Raw genomic sequence first — 19,555 nt, forward strand, 5'->3', positions numbered from 1 at the left:
CCCCTTCAGGTGGCCGGGATCATCGGCGCGGCGGTGAACGCCGAACCGGCCAGCGCGGTCAGCGCGTCGTTGGTGGTCTTCGGAGCGGTCCCGGCCGTCGTCAAGGCGCCGAGTACGGCGGTGCGTGCGGTCGCCTTCGTGCTGATCTGCGCCACCAGGCCGACAGATGTTTCGCTGCGGCAGAGCTTTTGGCCGGTCTGGGCGCGGTCGGCCAACGGCACGTACGCCTTCTTGCCGGGATCGCCAGGATCCAGATCGACGGCTTCGAGCGCCAGCGCGGCTTCGGTCATCGTGCCCGGCGATTCGCCCTCGGTGGGCAGCGGCGCCTGCGCGCGCAAGCCGACGATCCGGCCGGTCAGCAGGCTTTCCGAGCTCGAGTCCGGATCGCCCCACAACGCGGCCGGCACGCTGCCCTTGACCGCGGACAACCTCCACGTCCGATTCTCGTCGCACAAGTCCACTTCGACACCGTCGAGGGTGACGCTCACCTGGTGCGTGCAGGTGAGGTCCTTGCACCGCATCGGCCGGATACAGCCCTTGGCGACCTCCGGTGTCACTTTGTTCTTCTTGCTGCCCACCACCAGCAGCGTGATCGGGGCGACGCCACCGGTGACGAAGGAGAAACCGTCGCTCGACACCAGCCACGGTGCCGGCCCCTTGCCGTCGCCCTGGCGGACGGTGGGTGCCGCCGGGCTGGGCAGCAGGCCGCTGACCGGCTGCGTCTGCGCCGGGGGAGGAAGTTGTTTCTGGAACAGCGGCCAGTCGGTCTTGAGTTGCTTGTCCGGTCCGGAGGAACCGAACGGCACCGAGAACGAGACCGGGCCGTACTTCACCGAGGCGCGCCCGCCGAATGGGTCGCCCCAGATATGACAGTCCGCGCCGACCTCGGCCTCGATCGTCGTGTGGATGGGCCAGATGTCGATCCGGGCCCGGAATCCGATGCGCACACCGATGCGGAAGTCGTACCGCGGCGGGTTCGTCCACTCCAGATAGCCGCTGAAACCGGCGATGAACCAGGCGCGGATCGTGCCGGTGTCGAAAACCACCGACGTGCCGGACCCGAGCTGAAGCGAACCGGGGGTGATCGCGAGGAACGCCTCCGCCTTGATCGTCACGGTGTTCGACACCGCCCAGTGCGCGCCTAGCCGTGGGACGTCCGGATAGTGCGAAGGCTTGCTGTACAGCGGGTGATAGCCGCCCAGCGAGATGACGAAATCGCCGCTGCGGTCCACGGCCTTGCCCGGCTCCGGCGGCACCCAGACACAGACCGCCAGCCCACCGGTCAGCTTGAACGAGGGATGCAGCAGGTAACTGTTCGACGTGAGCTGGGCGGTGAACGACAGCAGCCCTGGCGACCGCTGGTACAGCGCCCGCATCGCGATCTCGATCTGCGCATAGACCCCGGTACCTGTCGCCTTGGTGGGGAACGACGCGTTGAGCAGCGCGAACAGCCCGACGGTCAGGTCGTTGCCGAACTCGACCAGCGCCAAGGCCTTGCCACTGAGGAATTCGAACGAGGTGAACCGCAACCCGGCGGCGACCCAGTTCTGCCCGACCTTGGTCGCCAGCCAGGCCTGGTCGCCGCCATTGCCGAAGAGCACCTTGATGATCTGACCAGGGGTCGGGTTCTCACCGAACAGATCCGGGTTGTCCAGACCAGCTACCAGTGGGAACCGCTCGACCTCGTGGGGCTCGGGAACGCGCACCGCGGCGTTGTAGCCGCCGCCGAGCATGGCGCCGGTGACGCGGAACGGGGGCGGCCCGAAACCACCGCCTGCCTTCGCGGTGATCTCCCCGAACACGCTGAACGCCCACGGGCCGCCTTTGGTGTACGCGAGCTGCCCGGCCAGTCTGCCTGCCATGTTCGGCAGCACCAACACCAGCACGCCGTCGTACTCGTCCTCGAAACCGCTGGTGGTGCCGGTGCGATGCAGCATCGCACCGCCCACCTCGACCGCGCCTGCCCGCACGTCCACGCCGAGACCGCGCAACGCGAACGCGATGTCCGCAGGGTTCTTCAACGAGGTCGACACGCCGAGGCCGTCCATGTCCACGGTGATCCCGGCGATGGTGAAGGCGGCGTCGAGCCCCACGGTCAGCCGGTCCTTGACCAGGTCCACCCGGATCGTCCGCACGTGCAACGGGCCGAACGAACGCTCGACGGTCAGCGTGCCACCGAGCCCGGCGGCCGCGCCCCGATCTTCTCCGTCGTATCGCACCATCCGCTTCTGCCTACGGCGGACCGGGACGGTCACTGGTTGCTTCCGGCCACCGAGGGTGACCAGCAGGCCGAGCTGGATGCCCGCGGGGACCACTCCGTCGGGCAGCTGAAGCTGTGCTCCGCCCGGCAACTGTTTGAGCAGCGTGTTCGCGCGTTCTGTGTCCTCTTTGGATAGTTGCTTCGGGGCGGCGAGCACCCCTGCGCCGGCCAGGCCGGCATCGGCGGCGGCCGGAATGTGTCCTTTGAGGATGGGCAGCTGGGAGAGTTTCGCGTCCAGATCGGCCGCCACGGTGACCACGCACGATTTGTCGCGGAGCACCACGCCGGTCAGCCTGCCCTTGTCGGCGGTGGCGGAGAACGCGATGCCGCCGTCCGGGGAATAGCAGAGGGATACGCCAGTCAGCTTCGGCAGGAGGTCGACCGGGAAGTCGGCATGCAACTCCACCCCGAAGGCGTCGGTGAGGTCCTTGAGACCCACTCCGGCGGAGTCCGACCAGGAGGCGACCACGGATTTGCCGCCGTCACCGGACTCGGCATCGATCTTGAACTCCATCGGCCCGGTGCGGTTGGGCACCGCGAGGTGCAGGAGACCGCCCAGCTTCCATCCGTGATCGCGCTGCTGCTTGGTGACGGTGAGGGCCAGTTCCAGCGTGCTCTTCGCCGCTCCGAGGGACAGTGTGGACACCGCCGTCACCGTGGCCGCGGTGAACGGGTGGTCGAAGTCGACATACAGGCTCGTGGTGGCGCGCTTACCGATCTCCGGCACTTTCGTGATGCCGAAGACCGCGAGAATGTCGGGCACCGTGAGGCTGGCCGCCTGCCCGAGGAACTTCCATTTCTTGTCGGCGTACTGGCCGGTCAGCAGCACTGTTCCGCCGCCGACCTGCCATGACGCCTCGACCCCGCCGCTGACCGCGCTGCCGGCCTTGGCAAGCCGCAGCCGGACTTCGGTGAGCTTCAGTCCTGGCAGGATCTCCCAGTCCGACGCGAGCGCGCAGTCGAAACCGAGGCTTTTCGCGGCGATGTCGCCGTGTACCTCGAGTTCGTCGATCCGCACCGAGGGCAGCCCCTCGAAGGTGCCCACCCTGGCCGCCACATCGTTCAGCGCGATCGGCGTGGTCAACACGCCGCCGAAGGACAGGCCCGGGTACTCGATCGTCACGGTCATCGACTTGCCGCCGAGGGTGAGCGTCCCGCACACCAGGCAAGTCAGCCCGCTCGCGGTGAACGGCGCGGCCACCCCGCATTCGACGTAGAGATCGGAGATGGTGAATCCGGACACCGGTTCCCAGCTCGCCGCTGAGAGGTCGCCGCGGAACCGGACTGACGGGATGGCGGCTGGTGGTCGCACCACCACCGAGAGCCCGGTGAGCTTGACCGAGGGTTCGGGAGAGATGCCTGAGGGCGGCCCGAAGCGGACCTTCTCCGCGAGGGCATATTGGAGCCGGTCCCAGGTAATGGCCGCCGGAGCGAACTCCCCGCCCAGCGACCAGGGGGCGCCCGCGTCGCGCGGCCGGAAGCCCCACAGATACACAGTCGGCAGCTCGCCGGTGTCTTCCGGCTTCTTCCGTAGCGTGAGGGCGGCGCCGAGCCCGATGCGGGAATCCTCCGCGGCGCCGTCCACCGGTTCGGCGACAAGCAGCAGATGCGCCGCGCACTCACCGAGCTTGGCCAGCACCTCGGTCACCGGCCGTACCGTGGCGGGTAACTGGGACGAGTTCTCCAGCGTCACATCGAGCAGAATCCCGGTGACCACGTCCTTCGGCGCGGCGAAGCGCACCAGCACCGGACGCGTGCCAAGACCGGAAAGCTCGGCCTTGCCGATGACCACCAAATGCTTGGTGTCCGCTCGGACGACGTCCTCGATGCCCAGCGAGCCGCCACCGAGATTCTTGACGAAACCGGAGATCGCCTCGCTGGAGCCCAAGGTGCTCAGCGCGAGGTCGAACTTCTTGCTGCCCTGGGCCGCGGTGAGCTTGTCTCGCAGGTCCTTCAGGCTCAATGCCATGACGTCGCCCTTCTCACTCGTACCAGAAGGCGTAGTCGCCCGGTTTTGGATCGTCGAACACCAGATGCCAGTCGACACCCACCGGCACCGATGTCGCGGCACGCTTCGCCTTCGGCGGGTTCCCGGCGGGAGTCGCGGGCGCCCCACTGTCCTCCCACAAACTGGTGAACACGGTTTCCTTCGTGTATTCGGCGTGAAAGGTGCCTTTCACGCGACCTGAGCCGAGGTTGTCCGCGTCCACGAAGTTGTAGTAGTTGTGCCAGGACGTCAGTGGTTTGGCCTGGTCCTTGCCGAGCACGATCGGGGTGCGGCCGTTGTTGACCAGCCGCCACGCGGGCAGCACTTTCTTGTTGAGATGGGTGTACGGCGGAATGCCGGACGCATTGGCGCCAGGCCCGAACTTCTTCGTCCCGGAACTCATCAGCAACACGTCCGGTTTGAGCAGGTTGAGCCAGGACGGGAAGGTCGAGGTGAAACTTCCGTGATGTCCCATCTTGAGCCAGGTTCGGCGTTCCCGTGCCACCAATTCGCGATCTTGCTGGTAGATGCCCTGCATGAAGTCCTCGTTGAACCGGAGCGCGTCGGCCATCAGGAAGAGCTTTTGCCGCTCGCCACCCGCCGCCGGCTGCCCGATCAGCACCAGGACCAGGCTGCTGATGTTGGCCCAGATGTCTTTCTGGTCGAAGTCCTGGTACTTGCTCAGTTGCGGGTTGCCGTACGGGTCAAGCGTCTGTTCGCTGTCCTTGAGTGGTCCGTACATTTCACCGGCCATCAGGAACAGGTTCGGCGCATCCGGCGTCGGCATGACACCACCCCAAAGTGGGACGAGCTCGTCCACCATCCGACGTCTCGGCCGTTTGGCGACCATGAAGTTGTTCACCGGATCGGCCAGACTGCCATGGTCGGTCAGCAGCGCCTCGATGAACTTCCAGCCGCGGCCCTCCCGGTAGTCTTGGAAACCGCCGGTGTAATGCACCCGGCCGATGTTCATCCGCACCTTTTTCGTCGCCGAATCGGCGACAACGTCCTTCAGGATGTTGAAGTGGTCCTCGTCGGGATGGCTGATGAGGAGATCATCCAATTTCTTCCCCGCTTTTTGTAAGTACGGTTCGAGCTTGTCGCGGATACGCTTCGCGGTCGCGGCGCGATCGACCGTCCCGGTTCCACCGAGGTGCCGGGTCGACAAGGTGCTTCCACAGTCCAGCAATGCGGTATGCCGTGGGTTTCGCTCGTTCAACGGGGCGACACCGGTACCGGCCTTGGTCCGGTCGTAGTGGAAGAGAAAAGTCGAATCCCCCTGCCCGACATTGAAAAAGATCACTTCGACTGGCATGACCGAACTCCCGGGTAGATCACGTGTGACCGCCTTCCCCTGTGGTCAGTCCGGTTGAAAGGCTGAAAGGCCACCATCTCGTACGGGACGGCAGTGAGCCAGAGGACTCAGCCGACAGTGTCGCGGTGGCGGGAAAGTGAACTGACACTACGTGACTCCGAATTGAGACATCCTGATGACCCGAACGGCACACCGTCGGCTCACTGACCACAACGGAACTCACGCATTGTTCGCGAATGCGTTTTCAAGTGCACGTGCACTCACCGGGGAGTGACCCTTGTCCCTCACATCGTGCCATTTGGACTTCACCAGCCCCGTCATCCGGCCGATCGAAATCACCGGCCTAGAGGTCATACTTCGCCTCTGCCACGCCATCGCCGAAATCCCCGATGCCGCAAATCTGCCGCCGAAGCGCTGAACACGAGCGCGGCGGTATCGGACGTACGCCGGGTTGACAGCGTCTCGCACGTCAGCCACCTGCAGGTGATCGGCGAAGGGGCGTACCGACGCCACTCCGCGCCAGCGCTCTACCTGGTCGACGTCCGCGTGATGTCGAGCAGGGGGAGTGGTGGCCCCGAGATGGTCGCCGCCGCGAGGCCCGCATCCCGAGCAAGTGTGTTCTCAGTCACAGATGGAGCCTCTGCTTGTGCGATTCCCAGCCTGCCTGCTTCAGGTAACTGTCCCGATCAGGCTCCTCACCTTCCGGCGCCGCGCGGTCGCTGTGGAGTACGAGCCGCATTGGGTCGCCGTCGGGGGGTCGAACCTCGACTCGACCGGGAACATGGCCATGAGCTTGACCTGGCTAGCTGGTTCGGCAGGAACCAAGGGCGATTCAAGGGCGAAATCGCAGGCCGCACGAGGTCAACTCGAGGCATGAGCGTTTGCAAACGTCCCAGCTAGACCGACTGAGAACGGCTCGAAAGGACCCGAACCAGTTAACCGGAGGCCCTGGGGAATCTGGCACGAGCAAGGCGTCGTGGTCCGGTGAAAGGCAGGCGAGGACAGCACGTCGGTGAGTCGCGTCTAACTTCGACGGCACGTCCGCCTCTCTATCACCTCAGGCCAGGACGTGCCACAGTGGACAAGCAGGCCGACACGGTTCGACGGCGGGCGGTCATGGCCACGTCCTTCGTCGGTGCTTGCGGGCGTCGCTTGGTCGACGTCTTGCCGTCCTTCTCGCAGCCACTCGCACGTCACAGCCGGTTCTGGCCGGTCCGACTCACTCCACAGGAGACTCTCCATCAGTGTTCCAGTCGTTCTGCCGCATGCCGTCTGCGCTCCTCGTTCTCTAGCCGATGTGTACGGTCCGGGTATCGCCGTCTGCGCGCGGCCCGAACTCGCCGCCGCCGAATCGGCGAACAGGCACCGCCACAGCCGTGACGTGGTCTCCGCGCGACCGATCGCTGTCGCGGCCGACACGCCGGTGATCTGCAGTTCCGGCGGCACGGATCCGGATTTGCTGGCACACCTGCGTGACAGCGGCCTGCCGGTCGGCACCGACCTGCGTGAGTTCCGAAGCGAAAGGGAATTCGCCGTCCGCGTGGCCGAAGCGCTGTCCGACGGGCTGCTGATGTCGATGGAGTACCCGCAGCCGACCACGCTGTGCCCGGACGAACGCGCGCTCAAAAGCGCGCAACTCGTCGGTTACCTGAACAACAAGGCCAGCATCACCACGTTGGTCGATCCACGGTTCCAGGCGCACCGCAGCGTCGTGACCCGAGGGCAACTCGCGGAGGCGGCGCCGGCGGAGAAGTCGTGGGTGCTCAAGGCCGCGACCAACGAAGCGCACGGTGGCAGCCTCGATGTCTATCTGCACCGGGCCGACGAGCAGATCACGCTACCGGCGTTCACCGAGGTGCTCACCGAGTTCGTCGTCGAGGAGTACCTGCAGATCCTGCGTAACTGGGGCCTGCAGTTCTACGTGGGAGCGGACGCGCAAGCCCGCCTGCTGGCCGTGACCGAACAGCGCGTCGACACGATCGGGGTCTATGCCGGCGGCAGATTCGGTACGGTCACCACTCCTCCCGCCGAACTGCTCGCCGAATGCCTGGCGATCACCCAGCGCGCGGCCGACGTCGGCTACCGCGGCCTGTGCAGCCTCGACTGCGCCCAGACCCGGGACGGCCAGCAGGTCGTGCTCGACCTGAACTTCCGGATCACCAGCGGCTCGATCCCGTTGCTGGCGATGCGGTCGGTCCACCCCGACGCCCTTGACCGCACCGCCGAGTCCGTGACGCTCACCGTCGCCGGCGCGCTCACCGACCTCCTCGCCGAGATACGCCCCGCCTTGGCCGCCGGTGGCCTGCTCATCGTGGCCGGTCACGACAGCGGCCACACGGACAATCCGATCAGGCGAAGCACCTTGCAACTGCTGGTCTTCGGGGACGACCCCGACGAGGTGACCAGTCGACGCCGCGCGCTGGAAGAGAAAACCGGCCACTGACGTCCGTCATGCCTTCCCGGCGGCCCGTTTCAGGTAGTGGGTGAGTCTTGGGCGGCCAGCTCTTCGGCCAGTTCCCTACAGCGCAGGCGGGCCGGGGAGAAGTCGTAGGGCATCTTGCCGGCGGCTTCGAGCACGCTCATGGAGTCAGCCTCCCGCCCGCCGGAGCCGAGGTCGTCCCAGTCATCGAAGAGGGCATCGTCGTGCTTGCCCAGGCCGGACTCCTCGATGACGGCCTGCAAGGCGCTTTCGAAGGCGTGCCGCTCGACGGCCACCTGAGCCACCCGTGGATCGTCGACGGCGACGCTGTCGTCGAGTGCCTCCTCGGCGCCGTCGACGCGGTCGGAATCCTCCCGCAGAGCGGGATGCGTGGTCAGGGCTACGAAGCGGGTGGCCTGGATGGCCGCGCCGAGCGGACCGAAGATCCGCTCGGTGACCAGCAGACTGTCCAGGTCCGCCTGACGCAGGGAGCCCTCGGGCAGGCTCTCGAGGCGTTCGGTGACGAAGTCGGAGAGCAGGCCCATCCGGCTGCCTTCGGCGCGCATCCGCCGCACGGCGGCGCGTTGCCGCCGCGACTCCGTCTCCCGCGCGGTGAGGGCTTCCTCCAACCGCTCCAGGATGTCCACGATCTCGTCTCCGCTGTCCGCTCCGGCGGAAGCCATGCTGATGGCGAAGGCATCACGGATGTCGCCGAGGGCGATCCCGGCGTCGGCCATCTTGCGAATCCACAGCAGGCGGATCATGTCTTCGTACCCGTAGCGGCGGCGGCCGTCGCCGCCACGCTCAGGCTCGGGGAGCAGGCCGATCTCGTGGTAATGACGAATCGCCCGTGGGGTGCTGCCGGAGAAGGCCGCCGCGTCACCGATCTTGACCTGGCGAGGTGGCACGAAGGACGAAGGCATGAGCGGAACCTTTCCTCATGGGCCGGGACGTAGGTCCACCAGACCACATGCCGCTACGGAAGGTGCAACCCGTGCACATCGACTCGCGCCGATGCCAAAGACGCGCCCTTCCGCCTGGGGTTGTGGGGGCTCGTCTTGGGGTTGTCGGTGTGGCTCGCGGGAGCGGCTGCACCACGGGATCGGCATGGCCACCTGGGCGGTGTGTGCCGCCGTGCGGGCCACGGCATCTCAAAAGGAATCATCCTTGCCACTCGCGGACCGAAAGTTGTCCGAATGGGGCACCTTCACTCGAATGTCCCTTGTGGACAGTCAACCGGGAATCAAAACGGCCCGGCGGCCAGTTGCGACGTTCGTAGGTGGCGATGATGACGCTGCCGACCGTGTGGGACGAAGCCAGCTCGAAGCCGGCCGTTCCGCGTCACCGTCGAGGACGGTGGTGTTCACCCGAACAGCGGACTTCACGTTGCGCGAAGCGACGTATTTGTCCATCGTCTCCAGGCGCTTAACAGTGCGTCGTCCAGCCGTCACCCTGGAAATCGCCTTCGCGGTTTTCGTCCGGCGTTCCCCGTCTCTGGACCACGCCATCCAACGACACGAACCGCAGTACGATCACTTTCCGCACGATGTCTCCCTCCCTGCGGACACGGGATGGTAGTGCCGGCGCCAAGACTCGGATCTGCTCGACCGCGCTCGCCGCGAGGCTTCCCGTCCGGCCACCGTCACCGGACCGGCAGAACCGTGCGCGACCGCGACGCCAGACGCGTCCTCGCCGCAGGGGCCGCCGTCGGGGAATTCGGTCGACGAGCCGTAAACGCACTTCCCCGGCGAGCACGGCGACGGCCGGTAGAGCGGTGCGGAAGCCAGAAATCGTATCGTCGGGATAACGTGGCAGCGATAGTCGTATCTGGATGGCGCCCAGGGTGCGAAGAAGCGAAGAAGTGCTGTTGAGCCGCGGTGCGTGCCCGTGCTACGTCTTCTTCAGAAGAAGTCACGGAGGGCAGCGGGAAACGTATTTGCTTTCACCCGTTTGGACGCAGTAAGCCGTGAACTCGACATGGCAGACTCGGCACCGCGGGGAAGGATCACGAACGAATATATCCGCCTTCTGGCCGCATATTGATCGCATTATATCGTCACCTGCCGGAAAGGTGGACATCTCGAATTCACGGTTGAAGAACGGGTGAACATCAACTGGGGCTATGGGGTCTGGGAATAGAGTGAACGGCGTCGAGCGACGAGTACGCGCGAAGCTTGAGCCGTAGTTTCCGCGGCGGGTGAGAACCTGTCTGTGGAGTTCGGTCGGGCCGACGAATGTCCCGGCAAGAGCGCATGATGAAATATTCCGGGCAGCGGGGCGCGGAAAGCCGATCGATCGGTCATGGTTTCGCCGCGCCGGTCCTCGTGTTTTTCCTCAATCGGCCGATTCCCAGTCCGTGGATGAGGCCACCTGCCGCCAGTAGTGTCGCATTGCCTGGCCGGTGGGTCTGAAACGCCGCCGGGTACGGAATGAAACGTTTACCCAGTCGTCCAGGGGGATACGGCAAGTGGCCGAGGTTTCGTATGCTGCGTCTTTGCTTCCGATCGCCGTTCGCGCACGGGCGAAGGTGCTCGTCGTGGGCGGCCCCGACGACCTCGCGGCGACTCTGGACGGCGTCCAGTCGGTCGGCGGCTTGGAGGTCGCCGGCGCGGTGCTCCCCGGTGACGGTATCTCCGGCGTGGTCGACGCCCTGAGCCCGGACCTGGCGATCATGCACTGCGACTCCGACGGGGTGGAGGCACTCCACGCGCTGAAACGGATGCGCGGACGGCATCAGTGCGACGTCCTGATGGTCGTGGACCGGCCCGGGGCGGACGTCGTGCTGGACGCGGTCCGGCTCGGGGTGTTCGCCTGCCTGGTCGCACCGGTCGAGCCGCACGCGTTGCGCGTTCTGCTGGAGAGCTGGACGTACCGGTGGCATCTTGCCGAGCCCAAGGACCCGCGCGAACCGCCGGACGAGCGCGAGGCGGACGTGCTGCCCGGCCCCGCGGCCCGCGCCGCCGGCAGAAAGGCCGTCGGCACGACGTTGGACCTGGTCGCGAAGGCGTTGCGGGAGCGGCGGGTGCCGCTGTCGGCGTCCGAGGTCGGCACCCTGTGCAACCTGTCGGCGGTCGCGACCCGGCGTTACCTCAATCAGCTGGTCGACCGGGGCGAGGCCGTGATGTCCGTGGAGTACGGCAAAACCGGCCGCCCCCGGCACCTCTATCGCTGGACGCTCCTCATGCCTGGCTGAACGCCAGGCCGACACCGAAGCTCACCAGCACGCCACCCATCGTCCCGTCGACCGTGCGCCGCACGGCCGGCCGCCGCAGCACGTCGCCGAGCTTGGCGAACACCAGCGCGTACGCGGCCATGCAGGAGAAGCTGACGACGGCCGTCACCGCGACCAGCACCCCCGGCGTCCACCAGGGTTCGCCGGGGCCGGTGAACTGCGGCAGCAGCGCGGACATGAACAAAGCCGTTTTCGGGTTGAGCGCGTTGGTGAACAGGCCGTCGCGGTAGGACGAGGCGACGCTCGCGGGTGCGGCGACGTCCTGCTCGGCCGCGGTCTGCTTCGAACGCAGCGCGCTGATCAGCGAGCGGACGCCGATATAGCACAGGTAGATCGCGCCGATCCATTTCAGCACGGTGAACGCGATGACCGAGGTCGCGAGCAGCGCGGCTATTCCGGCGATCGACGCGATACCCCAGCCGACCTGGCCGGTACTGCAGCCGGCGGCGGTGGCCAGCGCCGCCCGGCGCCCGCGCCCCATCGAGTTCTTGATGACCACCGCCGTGTCCGGACCGGGAATCAGAGTCGCCAGCAATGCCACGCCGGCGAATGCCGCAATCGTCGTGAACATGCGTCAACGATAGCCTAACCCGCGCCGGCGCGTCCGGCGGCGGTTGGGAAACTTGGGAAACTTTCCCAAGTGCGCCACCCCGGTGATTCGCACCGGGTGGCGTTGACGATAAATGTAAGCGGCACATACGTTTGCCGGGTCCTCGATTTCCGGGAACCTGCTCCGCGAATTCCGGCCGACTCGTGTGTCCGGGTTCCCCCGAGTGAAAACACCGGGTTGTGAAAAATGGATGATCCCGCCCTGTACGCGCCGATGACCTATGACGAGTCGGGATACCCGCGTTACGCGTTCCCGGCCGGCCACCCGGCCCACGGCGACGAGGATTACACGCGCCGGCGCAACCGTATCGCCTTCCTCGGTGCGGAACACGTTCTCGGCACGCCCGCTCCGCATGTCGATTATCACGAACACGACGACGAGACGTGGCGCACCATCCAGCGGTCGCTCGCCGAGCGGCACAAGGAGTACGCGGCGTCCGACGTCGTCGAGTGGGCCGCCGCGCTGGACCTGCCCACCGACCACGTCCCGCAGCTGGAGGAGGTCAACGACCGGTTGCGCCGCCTGACCGGGTACTCGCTGACCCCCGCCGTCGGGTTCGTGCCGATCGAGCAGTTCTACGGAGTGCTCGCCGACGAGAAGTTCTATGCCGCGCAGTTCATCCGGCATCACTCGCAGCCGTTCTTCTCGCCGGAGGCGGACGTGGTGCACGAGCTGATCGGCCACTCGCCCGCGCTGGGCAACGCCAAGGTCGCCGAGCTCTACCGGTTGACGGGTGAGGCGGTGCGACGGGTCGAAAGCCCCCGCACGATCGAGGTGATCTCGCGGGTCTTCTGGTTCACGCTGGAGTACGGCGTGGTCGAGCAGGACGGCCGCCCCCGCGCGTACGGCGCCGGGCTGCTGTCCTCGTTCGGGGAACTGGAGAACTTCCGCAAGGCCGACATCCGCCCGCTCGACCTGACCGGGATGGTGACCACCGAATACGACATCACCGCCTACCAGCAGGTGCTGTTCGCGGCACGGTCCATCGACCACGTGCACGACTTCTTCGGCGATTTCCTGCTGACCGTGGACGACGAGACCCCCGATCGCCTCGGGGTGTCGTTCTGACCGCTCTACCGTGACTGGGGTTCGGATATGACCACACAGCAGGACCACGCGCCCGTGACACCGGCGCGCAGCCGAATAGACGATCTCGACGCGAAGCTCATCGCGCTGATCGCCGAGCGCAAGCGGATCTCGGCCGGGATCCAGCGGGACCGGATCGCGACCGGTGGCGTGCGCACGGACACCGCGCGGGAACTGGAGATCTTCCGCCGCTACCGCACCGCGTTCGGCACCGCCGGATCGGCGCTGGGCTCGACGGTGCTGGAGATCTGCCGGGGCAGGCTCGGCGCGGAGCGCGAGCAGGCCACCCTCGAGCAGGCGAAGGAATCGGACACCCGGCCGTTGCGGCTGGGGGCGTTCACATTCGCCAACTGCGGCGCGGTGCGCTGGGGACTCGGGGAGCGGCCGGTGGAGACCGGCTCACCGGAAGCGATGGCGGCGGCGCTGCTGGCCGGCGAGGTGGACGTCGCGCCGATCAGCCTCGTCGAGTACCTGCGCAACCACGACCGGCTGCTGGCGCTGCCGGATCTGGCGATCGGCAGCGACGGCGAAGTGCTGTCGTGTCAGCTCTTCACCCGCGGACCGCTCGAGGACCTGGACGGCGGACGCGTCGCGCTCGGCTCGACCAGCCGCACGGCGGCGCTGCTCGCGACGATCCTGCTCACCGAGTGGGCCGGGGTGACCGCCGAATACCGCGTGGAGCCGCCCGTGCTGGCGGACATGCTGCGCGGTGCCGACGCCGCGGTGCTGATCGGCGACGCGGCGCTGGTCGAGACGCTGCACCCGCGTCCGGGGCTGCGCGTGCACGATCTTGGCACGCTGTGGCGGGACTGGACGGGCTTGCCGATGGTGTTCGCGGTGTGGGCGGTTCGCCGTTCCACGGCCGCACGCCGTCCGGCGGACGTGTCCGCCGCCCACGCCACGCTGCTGGAGGCCGCGCGCCAGGGCGTGCGTCAGCTCGACGAGGTGGCGGAATCGCTGGCGGGCAGCGGTTTGTTCACCCGCGAGGAAATGTCCCGCTACCTCGCGACCCTCGACCACACGCTGGGCGAACGGCATCTCGCCGGTATCCGGCATTTCGCGAAACTCGCGGCGCGGCACGGAGCCGTGCCCGAGGGCGCCGACCTCACTTTCTTCGGAGGAGCCGCATGATCCGGCACATCGTGCTGTTCAAGCTCAAGGACGGGGTGACCCGGGACGACCCGCGAGTGCCCCTCGCCGAGTCCATGGCGCGCCGGGTCGGCGACGAGGTGCCCGACCTGCGCTACTGGTACGCGGGGCAGAACTTCTCGGACCGGCCGGTCGCCTACGACTTCGTGGTGATCGGGCTGGTGGAGGACGAGGCCGCGCTGGACAGGTACATGACGCACCCGTTCCACCAGGAAGCCATCGCGGTCTGGCGGGAGATCAGTGACTGGGTGATCGCCGACGTGGTCGAGCGGGACGCGACGGTCGTGTCCCACGCCGCCGACGACGCCGCCGACGCCGCCGCCGTGCGCTGACCACGAGGGAGAGGCATGTTCACGATCTTCAACGAGGAACTGGCCGAGGTGGCCCGGCGGTTGCGTGACGACCACCGCGACTTCGCCGCCGGCCGGTGGGACGCGGCCAGGCTGGAGGCGCACCGCGTCACCGAACTCAAGTCCACTGTGGACTATGTGCGGGCGAATTCGCCGTTCTACGGCAGGCAGTTGGCGGACGTGCGCACCGCGGACATCACGTCGTCGACCGGTGCGGCGTGGCGTGCGGTGCCGTTCACGACGAAAGACGACCTGCGCGCGGCCCAGCACGACATCCTGTCCCGGCCGTTGTCCAAGGCGTGGATCTTCTACGAGACGACGGGCACCACCGGGGCGGCCACGCCGTGTCCGCGCGACAACGTGGACAGTCTGGCCAACAACACGGCGCTGACCGTCCACTACGACACGATCTTCCGGCGGTACGGCGACGATCAGGTGATCGGCGTGTCCGGGCCGACCGAGTTGCACGCGTTCGGTGACACGTTCGGCGACGTGTGCCGGAATCTGGGCCTCGCCGTGGCGAAGATGTGGCCGCATTCGCCGATGGTCGGCTTCGACCGGGCGGTGGCGGTGCTGCGCGACCTGGGGATCACGGGGCTGTTCTGCACACCGGGCATGGCGTTGTCGCTGGCGAAGCGGCTGCACGCGGCCGGGCTCGACCCGCGCCGGGATCTGCGGGTGCGGGTGCTGATGCTGACCGGCGAGCTGGCGTCGCCGGAACTGCTGGCCAACATAGGTGAGTTGTGGGGCGCGCGGGCGTACAACGCGCTGTACGCCTCGCAGGAGGCGTCGGTGCTGGGCGCGGCGGGTGAGGACGGCGGGCTGTACACGGCACCGCTGATCAACCACTACGAGGTCGTCGACCCGGCCACGGGCGAGCCTGCCACCGGAACCGGGGACGTGACACTCGGGGAACTCGTCGTCACCTCGCTGTACCAGGGCGCGAAGCCACTGGTGCGTTACCGCACGGGCGACCTGGTGCGCCTCACCCGCGGCGACGCCGGTGCGACGCTGCCCGCCGACCGGCTGGAGGTGCTGGGCCGCACGCGGGACGAACTGGTCATCGGCGGACGGCGGATCAGTGGCTACGACCTGGAGAACCTGCTGCTCGGCCACGTGCGGGGCTACCTGGACTACCAGGTGGTGCTCGACCGCGACGAGTCCGGCGCGGACCGGCTGTCGCTGCGCCTGGAGGCGGCCGCGGACGAGCCGCCGCGCGTCGATCCGGAGATCGCCGACCACTGCCGGGACGTACTGGGCGTCGAGGTGAGCGTGGGCCACGACAGGTTCGGCAGCATCACCGGCACGGGCGCGATGGTGAGCTGGAAGGCCGCCCGCGTGGTGGACAACCGGTCCGGCGCGGACACCGACGGGGAGACGGCCGCCGCGGCGTCCCTCGCCTCCGCGAGGACCTGACGTGACCGCGGAGGTGTCGGACGGATCGCGGACCGAGGCGCGGCCCGCGACGACGGCGTGGGCGTACCACCTGGACGGTTTCGTACCGATCGCCGAGGCCACGGTGCCGGTCACCACCCAGGGCCTGCACTACGGCACGGGCGTGTTCGAAGGCATCAGGGCGCATGTGGTGCCAGGACGGCCGGAGCTGGCGGTGTTCCGCCTGCGTGACCACCTGGAGCGGTTCGCGCGCTCGTGCCGGTTGCTGCGCATCGACCTGCCGCACGACGTGGACGAGCTGATGGCACTGGTCGTCGAACTGTTGTCCCGCAACGGGTCGGCGAGTGACACCTACATCAGGCCGTTGGCGTACAAGTACCGCCTGCTGCCAGGGACGCGGCCGGGGGTGTCGTTGCGCGGCAACTCCGACGCGTTGTCGGTGATCGCGTTCGCGCTGGGCGACTACTCGCCGACGGCGGGCGTGCGCTGCTCGATCAGCTCGTGGACCCGGCCGACCGGCCGGTCGCTTCCGGTGCGTGCCAAGGCGACCGGGGCCTACTTGAACAACGCGCTGGCCGTGGACGAAGCGCGGGCGGCGGGTTACGACGACGCGATCCTGCTCAACGAGCGCGGTGGCGTGGCGGAGGCGAGCACGGCCAACGTGTTCGCCGTGCGCGGCGAAGAGCTGCTCACCCCACCGCCCGACGCCGACATCCTCGAAGGCATCACCCGCGACACCGTGCGGGTGCTCGCGGCGGAACTCGGCCTCGGCTACGCGGAACGGCCGCTGCAACCGGCCGACCTCCTGCTGGCGGACGAGGTCTTCCTCACCGGCACGGGCCTGGGGGTCACGCCCGTCGTCGAGATCGCGGGCCGGGATGTCGGCGACGGCGAACCCGGCCCCGTCACCACCGGACTTCGGCGCCGCTACCACGACCTGGTGCGGGGCTCGGACGATCGGCACGAGCACTGGATCACCCGCGTGCGCGTGCCCTGAACTGAATTGGGAGAGCGACATGTCTGTGGCAGAACCGGTGTTGTTGGCCGAACCTCGCCTGGCTGTCCTGTCGGGCGGCGACGTGCCCGTGAAGGCCGTCGGCACGCTGGGCCCGGCGGGGACGAGCAGCGAACAGGCGGCGCGCCACGTGTGGCGCACCTTCGGCGCCGACGGCCCGCCCGAGATCAGGCTTTTCGGCACCTACGAGGAAGCCGCGGACGCGTTGCGGGCCGGCGACGTGAGCCATGTCGTCGTGGCCAGCGCGTATTCCGGCGTCAACGACTACTACATGGACACCAGGCTGGCGCTGGCCAGCGCGTTCATCCGGGACACGCCGCTGTACGGCCTGGCGCGCCGCCGGGACCGGGAGGTGCTGACGGACCGGCCGCGCGTCGCCACGCACCCCGCGCCACTGGCGCTGATCACCCAGCTGCTGCCGGAGCGGTTCTCCGGCCACGAGGCGGTCAAGGTGCACTCCACCAGCGCCGCCGCGATCGCCGTCCGCGACGGTTTGGTGGATCTGGCCCTCACGACGCAGCCGGCGGTGGCGGCGCACGACCTGGAGTTCGTCTCGCGCACCCGCACGATCCGGATGCTGTGGTCGGTGTTCGTCGCCGCCCGGGACTGAACGGAGACACATGCTCTTCCTCGACGAACACGACGTCCACCGGCTGTACCCGGTCGACGCGGCGATCGACCTGATGGCGGAGGCGATGCGCCGCTACAGCGCGGGGCAGGTGAGCCAGCCGCTGCGCACGATCCTGCGCCCACCGACCGAAACGGGGCTGCTGGGCACCATGCCGTGCCACGTGGCCGGCGACGGCCACGCCGGGTTCGGCCTCAAGGCGATGGTTCTCAAACCGGAGAACCCCGCGCGTGGCCTGGATCTGCACATCGGGGTGGTGATGGTGTTCGACCCGGACACCGGACGACCGCTGGCCGTGATGGACGCGGGCGCGATCACCGCCACCCGCACGGCCGCCGTGTCGGCGGTGGCCACCGACGTGCTGGCACCGCCCGACGCGGGCGACCTCGCCGTACTCGGCTCGGGTGTGCAAGGGCGCAGCCATCTGCGGGCGCTGGCCGTGGTGCGCAAGCTGCGGCGGGTCCGGGTGTGGTCGCGGACCCGCGCGCACGCCGAGGACTACCGCACGTGGGCCGAGGGCCTCGGCATCGACGTGGAGGTCGCGCCGGACGTGCGGTCGGCGCTCGCCGGGGCGGATCTGGTGTGCACGACCACCGCGGCCCGCGAACCGATCGTCGAGGCGGACTGGGTGGCGCCCGGCGCGCACCTCAATGTGGTGGGCGGCTCGTTCGCCGACGCGCGCGAGCTGTCGTCGGAGACCGTGGCCGGTGCGGCGGTGTTCGTGGACAGCCGGGAATCGGCGGCGGCCGAGTCCGGTGACCTGCGCGCCCCGCTGGCCGAGGGCCTGATCGGGCCGGAGCACGTGCGGGCCGAACTCGGCGAAGTGCTGCTCGGGCGGCATCCCGGCCGGGGCGGTCCGGACGAGACCACGCTCTACAAGTCGCTCGGTTTGGCCGTCCAGGACACCATGTCGGGCTTCTACGTGGCCCGCGCCGCGCTGGAGGAGACGTCGTGACCCCGGTTCCCCGCGCGGCACTGGACGAGGTGCCGCTGTACGTGCCGAAACCACCGGTGGCCAGGGCGGAGGGCGTGTCGCATCGGTTGTTCCTCAACGAGAACCCTTACGCGCCACTGCCTTCGGTGCTGGCGGAGATCTCGCGGGCGGCGCTGACCGCGCACCACTATCCGGAGATCGTGCCGGGCGAACTGGTGGCGGCACTCGCCGCGCGGCTGGGCGTGCCGGAGAGCGACGTGGTGACCGGTCCGGGTTCGGTGGGGATCTACCAGCAGGTGGCGCAGGCGATTTTGGAGCCGGGCGACGAGGTCGTGTACGCGTGGCCGTCGTTCGAGGCGTTCCCGATCGTGGCCCGGATCGCCGGGGCGCGGCCGGTACCGGTGCCGCTGCGGGACGGAGTGCACGACCTGGCGGCGATCGCGGACCGCGTCACGCCGCGCACGCGGGCCGTGTTCCTCTGCGATCCCAACAATCCGACCGGTACGTCCGTCGACGCGGACGGGTTGTCGGCGTTCCTGTCCGCCGTGCCCGAGTCGGTGCTGGTGGTGCTGGACGAGGCGTACCGCGAGTACAGCACGTCGGCGGTGGACGGCGTCGAGCTGTACCGCGAGTACCCGAACGTGGTGGCGCTGCGGACATTCTCGAAGGCGTACGGCTTGGCGGGGCTGCGCGTGGGTTACGGAGTGGCGCGACCGGCGATCAGCGCGGCCCTGCGCAAATGCGCCGTTCCGTGCGGCGTCGGCGGGATCGGGGTCCGCGCGGCACTGGCCTCTCTCGCGGCGGAGCCGGAGTTGTCGGAACGGGTGGCCACGCTCAAGGCGGACCGGGACGCTTTGCGCGCGGCACTGGTGGAACGCGGTGTGCCGGTGCCGCCCAGCGACACGAACTTCCTTTGGCTGCCACTGGAATCCCGGGCGGACGAGGTGGCCGCGGTACTGGAGCGGGCCGGTCTGCTGACCCGCCTGTACCCCGGCGTCGGCATCCGCCTGACGGTCGGGACGGCGGAGGCCAACGCCGCCGTCGTCGGCGTGCTGGAGACGGTTTTCGCCGCGGCATGAGGGACAGCCGAGCGGGGAAGATTCCGGACGTCGAACGCCCGGAATCTTCCCCGCTCGAGCTTTCCCGCATCGACTGAAACTCCTGTTCAGCCCGGC

14 protein-coding genes are annotated in these 19,555 nt (G+C 68.2%); 10 read left to right on the top strand and 4 right to left on the bottom strand.

Annotated features, from left to right (window positions below):
• Positions 1 to 5 precede the first annotated feature (5 nt).
• Together BS329_RS34035 and BS329_RS34040 are read right to left on the bottom strand one after the other, a co-directional pair.
• Positions 6 to 4,229: a DUF6603 domain-containing protein gene (locus BS329_RS34035; protein ID WP_076166439.1), complete on the bottom strand. Its 4,224-nt coding sequence runs from the start codon at positions 4,227 to 4,229 to the stop codon at positions 6 to 8.
• Positions 4,230 to 4,242: 13 nt separating this feature from the next.
• Entirely contained in the window at positions 4,243 to 5,562 is a 1,320-nt protein-coding gene (locus BS329_RS34040; protein ID WP_076166441.1) for a ComEC/Rec2 family competence protein, read from the bottom strand.
• A 1,297-nt stretch (positions 5,563 to 6,859) separates the two neighbouring features.
• On the opposite strand from BS329_RS34040, the gene BS329_RS34045 reads away from it, so the two are divergent.
• Positions 6,860 to 8,005, top strand: coding sequence for a hypothetical protein (locus BS329_RS34045; RefSeq protein WP_076166444.1), 1,146 nt, complete (start codon positions 6,860 to 6,862; stop codon positions 8,003 to 8,005).
• 29 nt (positions 8,006 to 8,034) lie between these two features.
• On the opposite strand, the gene BS329_RS34050 is transcribed toward BS329_RS34045, so the two are convergent.
• Positions 8,035 to 8,904, bottom strand: a complete 870-nt coding sequence (locus BS329_RS34050) for a MerR family transcriptional regulator (protein ID WP_076166447.1) — start codon at positions 8,902 to 8,904, stop codon at positions 8,035 to 8,037.
• Between the two features lie 1,571 nt (positions 8,905 to 10,475).
• On the opposite strand from BS329_RS34050, the gene BS329_RS34055 reads away from it, so the two are divergent.
• Positions 10,476 to 11,174 carry a response regulator gene (locus tag BS329_RS34055; RefSeq protein WP_076166450.1) on the top strand — a complete coding sequence of 233 codons (699 nt, stop codon included), beginning with the start codon at positions 10,476 to 10,478 and terminating at the stop codon, positions 11,172 to 11,174.
• Here BS329_RS34055 and BS329_RS34060 read toward each other — a convergent pair.
• Positions 11,161 to 11,784, bottom strand: a complete 624-nt coding sequence (locus BS329_RS34060; RefSeq protein WP_076166452.1) for a LysE family translocator — start codon at positions 11,782 to 11,784, stop codon at positions 11,161 to 11,163. The genes BS329_RS34055 and BS329_RS34060 overlap by 14 nt on opposite strands.
• A 225-nt stretch (positions 11,785 to 12,009) precedes the next feature.
• Here BS329_RS34060 and BS329_RS34065 point away from each other — a divergent pair, with 225 nt between their 5' ends.
• Genes BS329_RS34065 through BS329_RS34105 form a run of 8 tightly spaced genes read left to right on the top strand, consistent with a single transcriptional unit; the run spans position 12,010 to position 19,459 of the window.
• Positions 12,010 to 12,891, top strand: coding sequence for a phenylalanine 4-monooxygenase (locus tag BS329_RS34065; RefSeq protein ID WP_076166455.1), 882 nt, complete (start codon positions 12,010 to 12,012; stop codon positions 12,889 to 12,891).
• A 27-nt stretch (positions 12,892 to 12,918) separates the two neighbouring features.
• On the top strand, positions 12,919 to 14,040 hold the full coding sequence (locus tag BS329_RS34075; protein WP_084750516.1) for a chorismate mutase: 1,122 nt from the start codon (positions 12,919 to 12,921) through the stop codon (positions 14,038 to 14,040).
• Positions 14,037 to 14,390, top strand: coding sequence for a Dabb family protein (locus tag BS329_RS34080; protein WP_076166457.1), 354 nt, complete (start codon positions 14,037 to 14,039; stop codon positions 14,388 to 14,390). Before BS329_RS34075 ends, BS329_RS34080 begins: the two co-directional genes overlap by 4 nt.
• 15 nt (positions 14,391 to 14,405) lie before the next feature.
• A complete protein-coding gene (locus BS329_RS34085) occupies positions 14,406 to 15,824 on the top strand; it encodes a phenylacetate--CoA ligase family protein (protein WP_076166460.1) in 1,419 nt (472 codons plus the stop codon).
• A 1-nt stretch (position 15,825) separates the two neighbouring features.
• The gene (locus BS329_RS34090) at positions 15,826 to 16,800 is read left to right on the top strand and encodes a branched-chain amino acid transaminase (protein ID WP_076166462.1); all 975 of its coding nucleotides are present in this window, start codon (positions 15,826 to 15,828) and stop codon (positions 16,798 to 16,800) included.
• Positions 16,801 to 16,819: 19 nt separating this feature from the next.
• Positions 16,820 to 17,428 carry a prephenate dehydratase domain-containing protein gene (locus BS329_RS34095; RefSeq protein ID WP_208619318.1) on the top strand — a complete coding sequence of 203 codons (609 nt, stop codon included), beginning with the start codon at positions 16,820 to 16,822 and terminating at the stop codon, positions 17,426 to 17,428.
• 10 nt (positions 17,429 to 17,438) lie between these two features.
• Positions 17,439 to 18,401, top strand: coding sequence for an ornithine cyclodeaminase family protein (locus BS329_RS34100; protein ID WP_076166465.1), 963 nt, complete (start codon positions 17,439 to 17,441; stop codon positions 18,399 to 18,401).
• Positions 18,398 to 19,459 (top strand): histidinol-phosphate transaminase, encoded by a 1,062-nt coding sequence (locus tag BS329_RS34105; protein WP_076166466.1) that lies wholly within the window; start codon positions 18,398 to 18,400, stop codon positions 19,457 to 19,459. Before BS329_RS34100 ends, BS329_RS34105 begins: the two co-directional genes overlap by 4 nt.
• The last annotated feature ends 96 nt before the right edge of the window (positions 19,460 to 19,555 follow it).

The sequence above is a fragment of the Amycolatopsis coloradensis genome, assembly GCF_001953865.1.
GTDB lineage: Bacteria > Actinomycetota > Actinomycetes > Mycobacteriales > Pseudonocardiaceae > Amycolatopsis > Amycolatopsis coloradensis.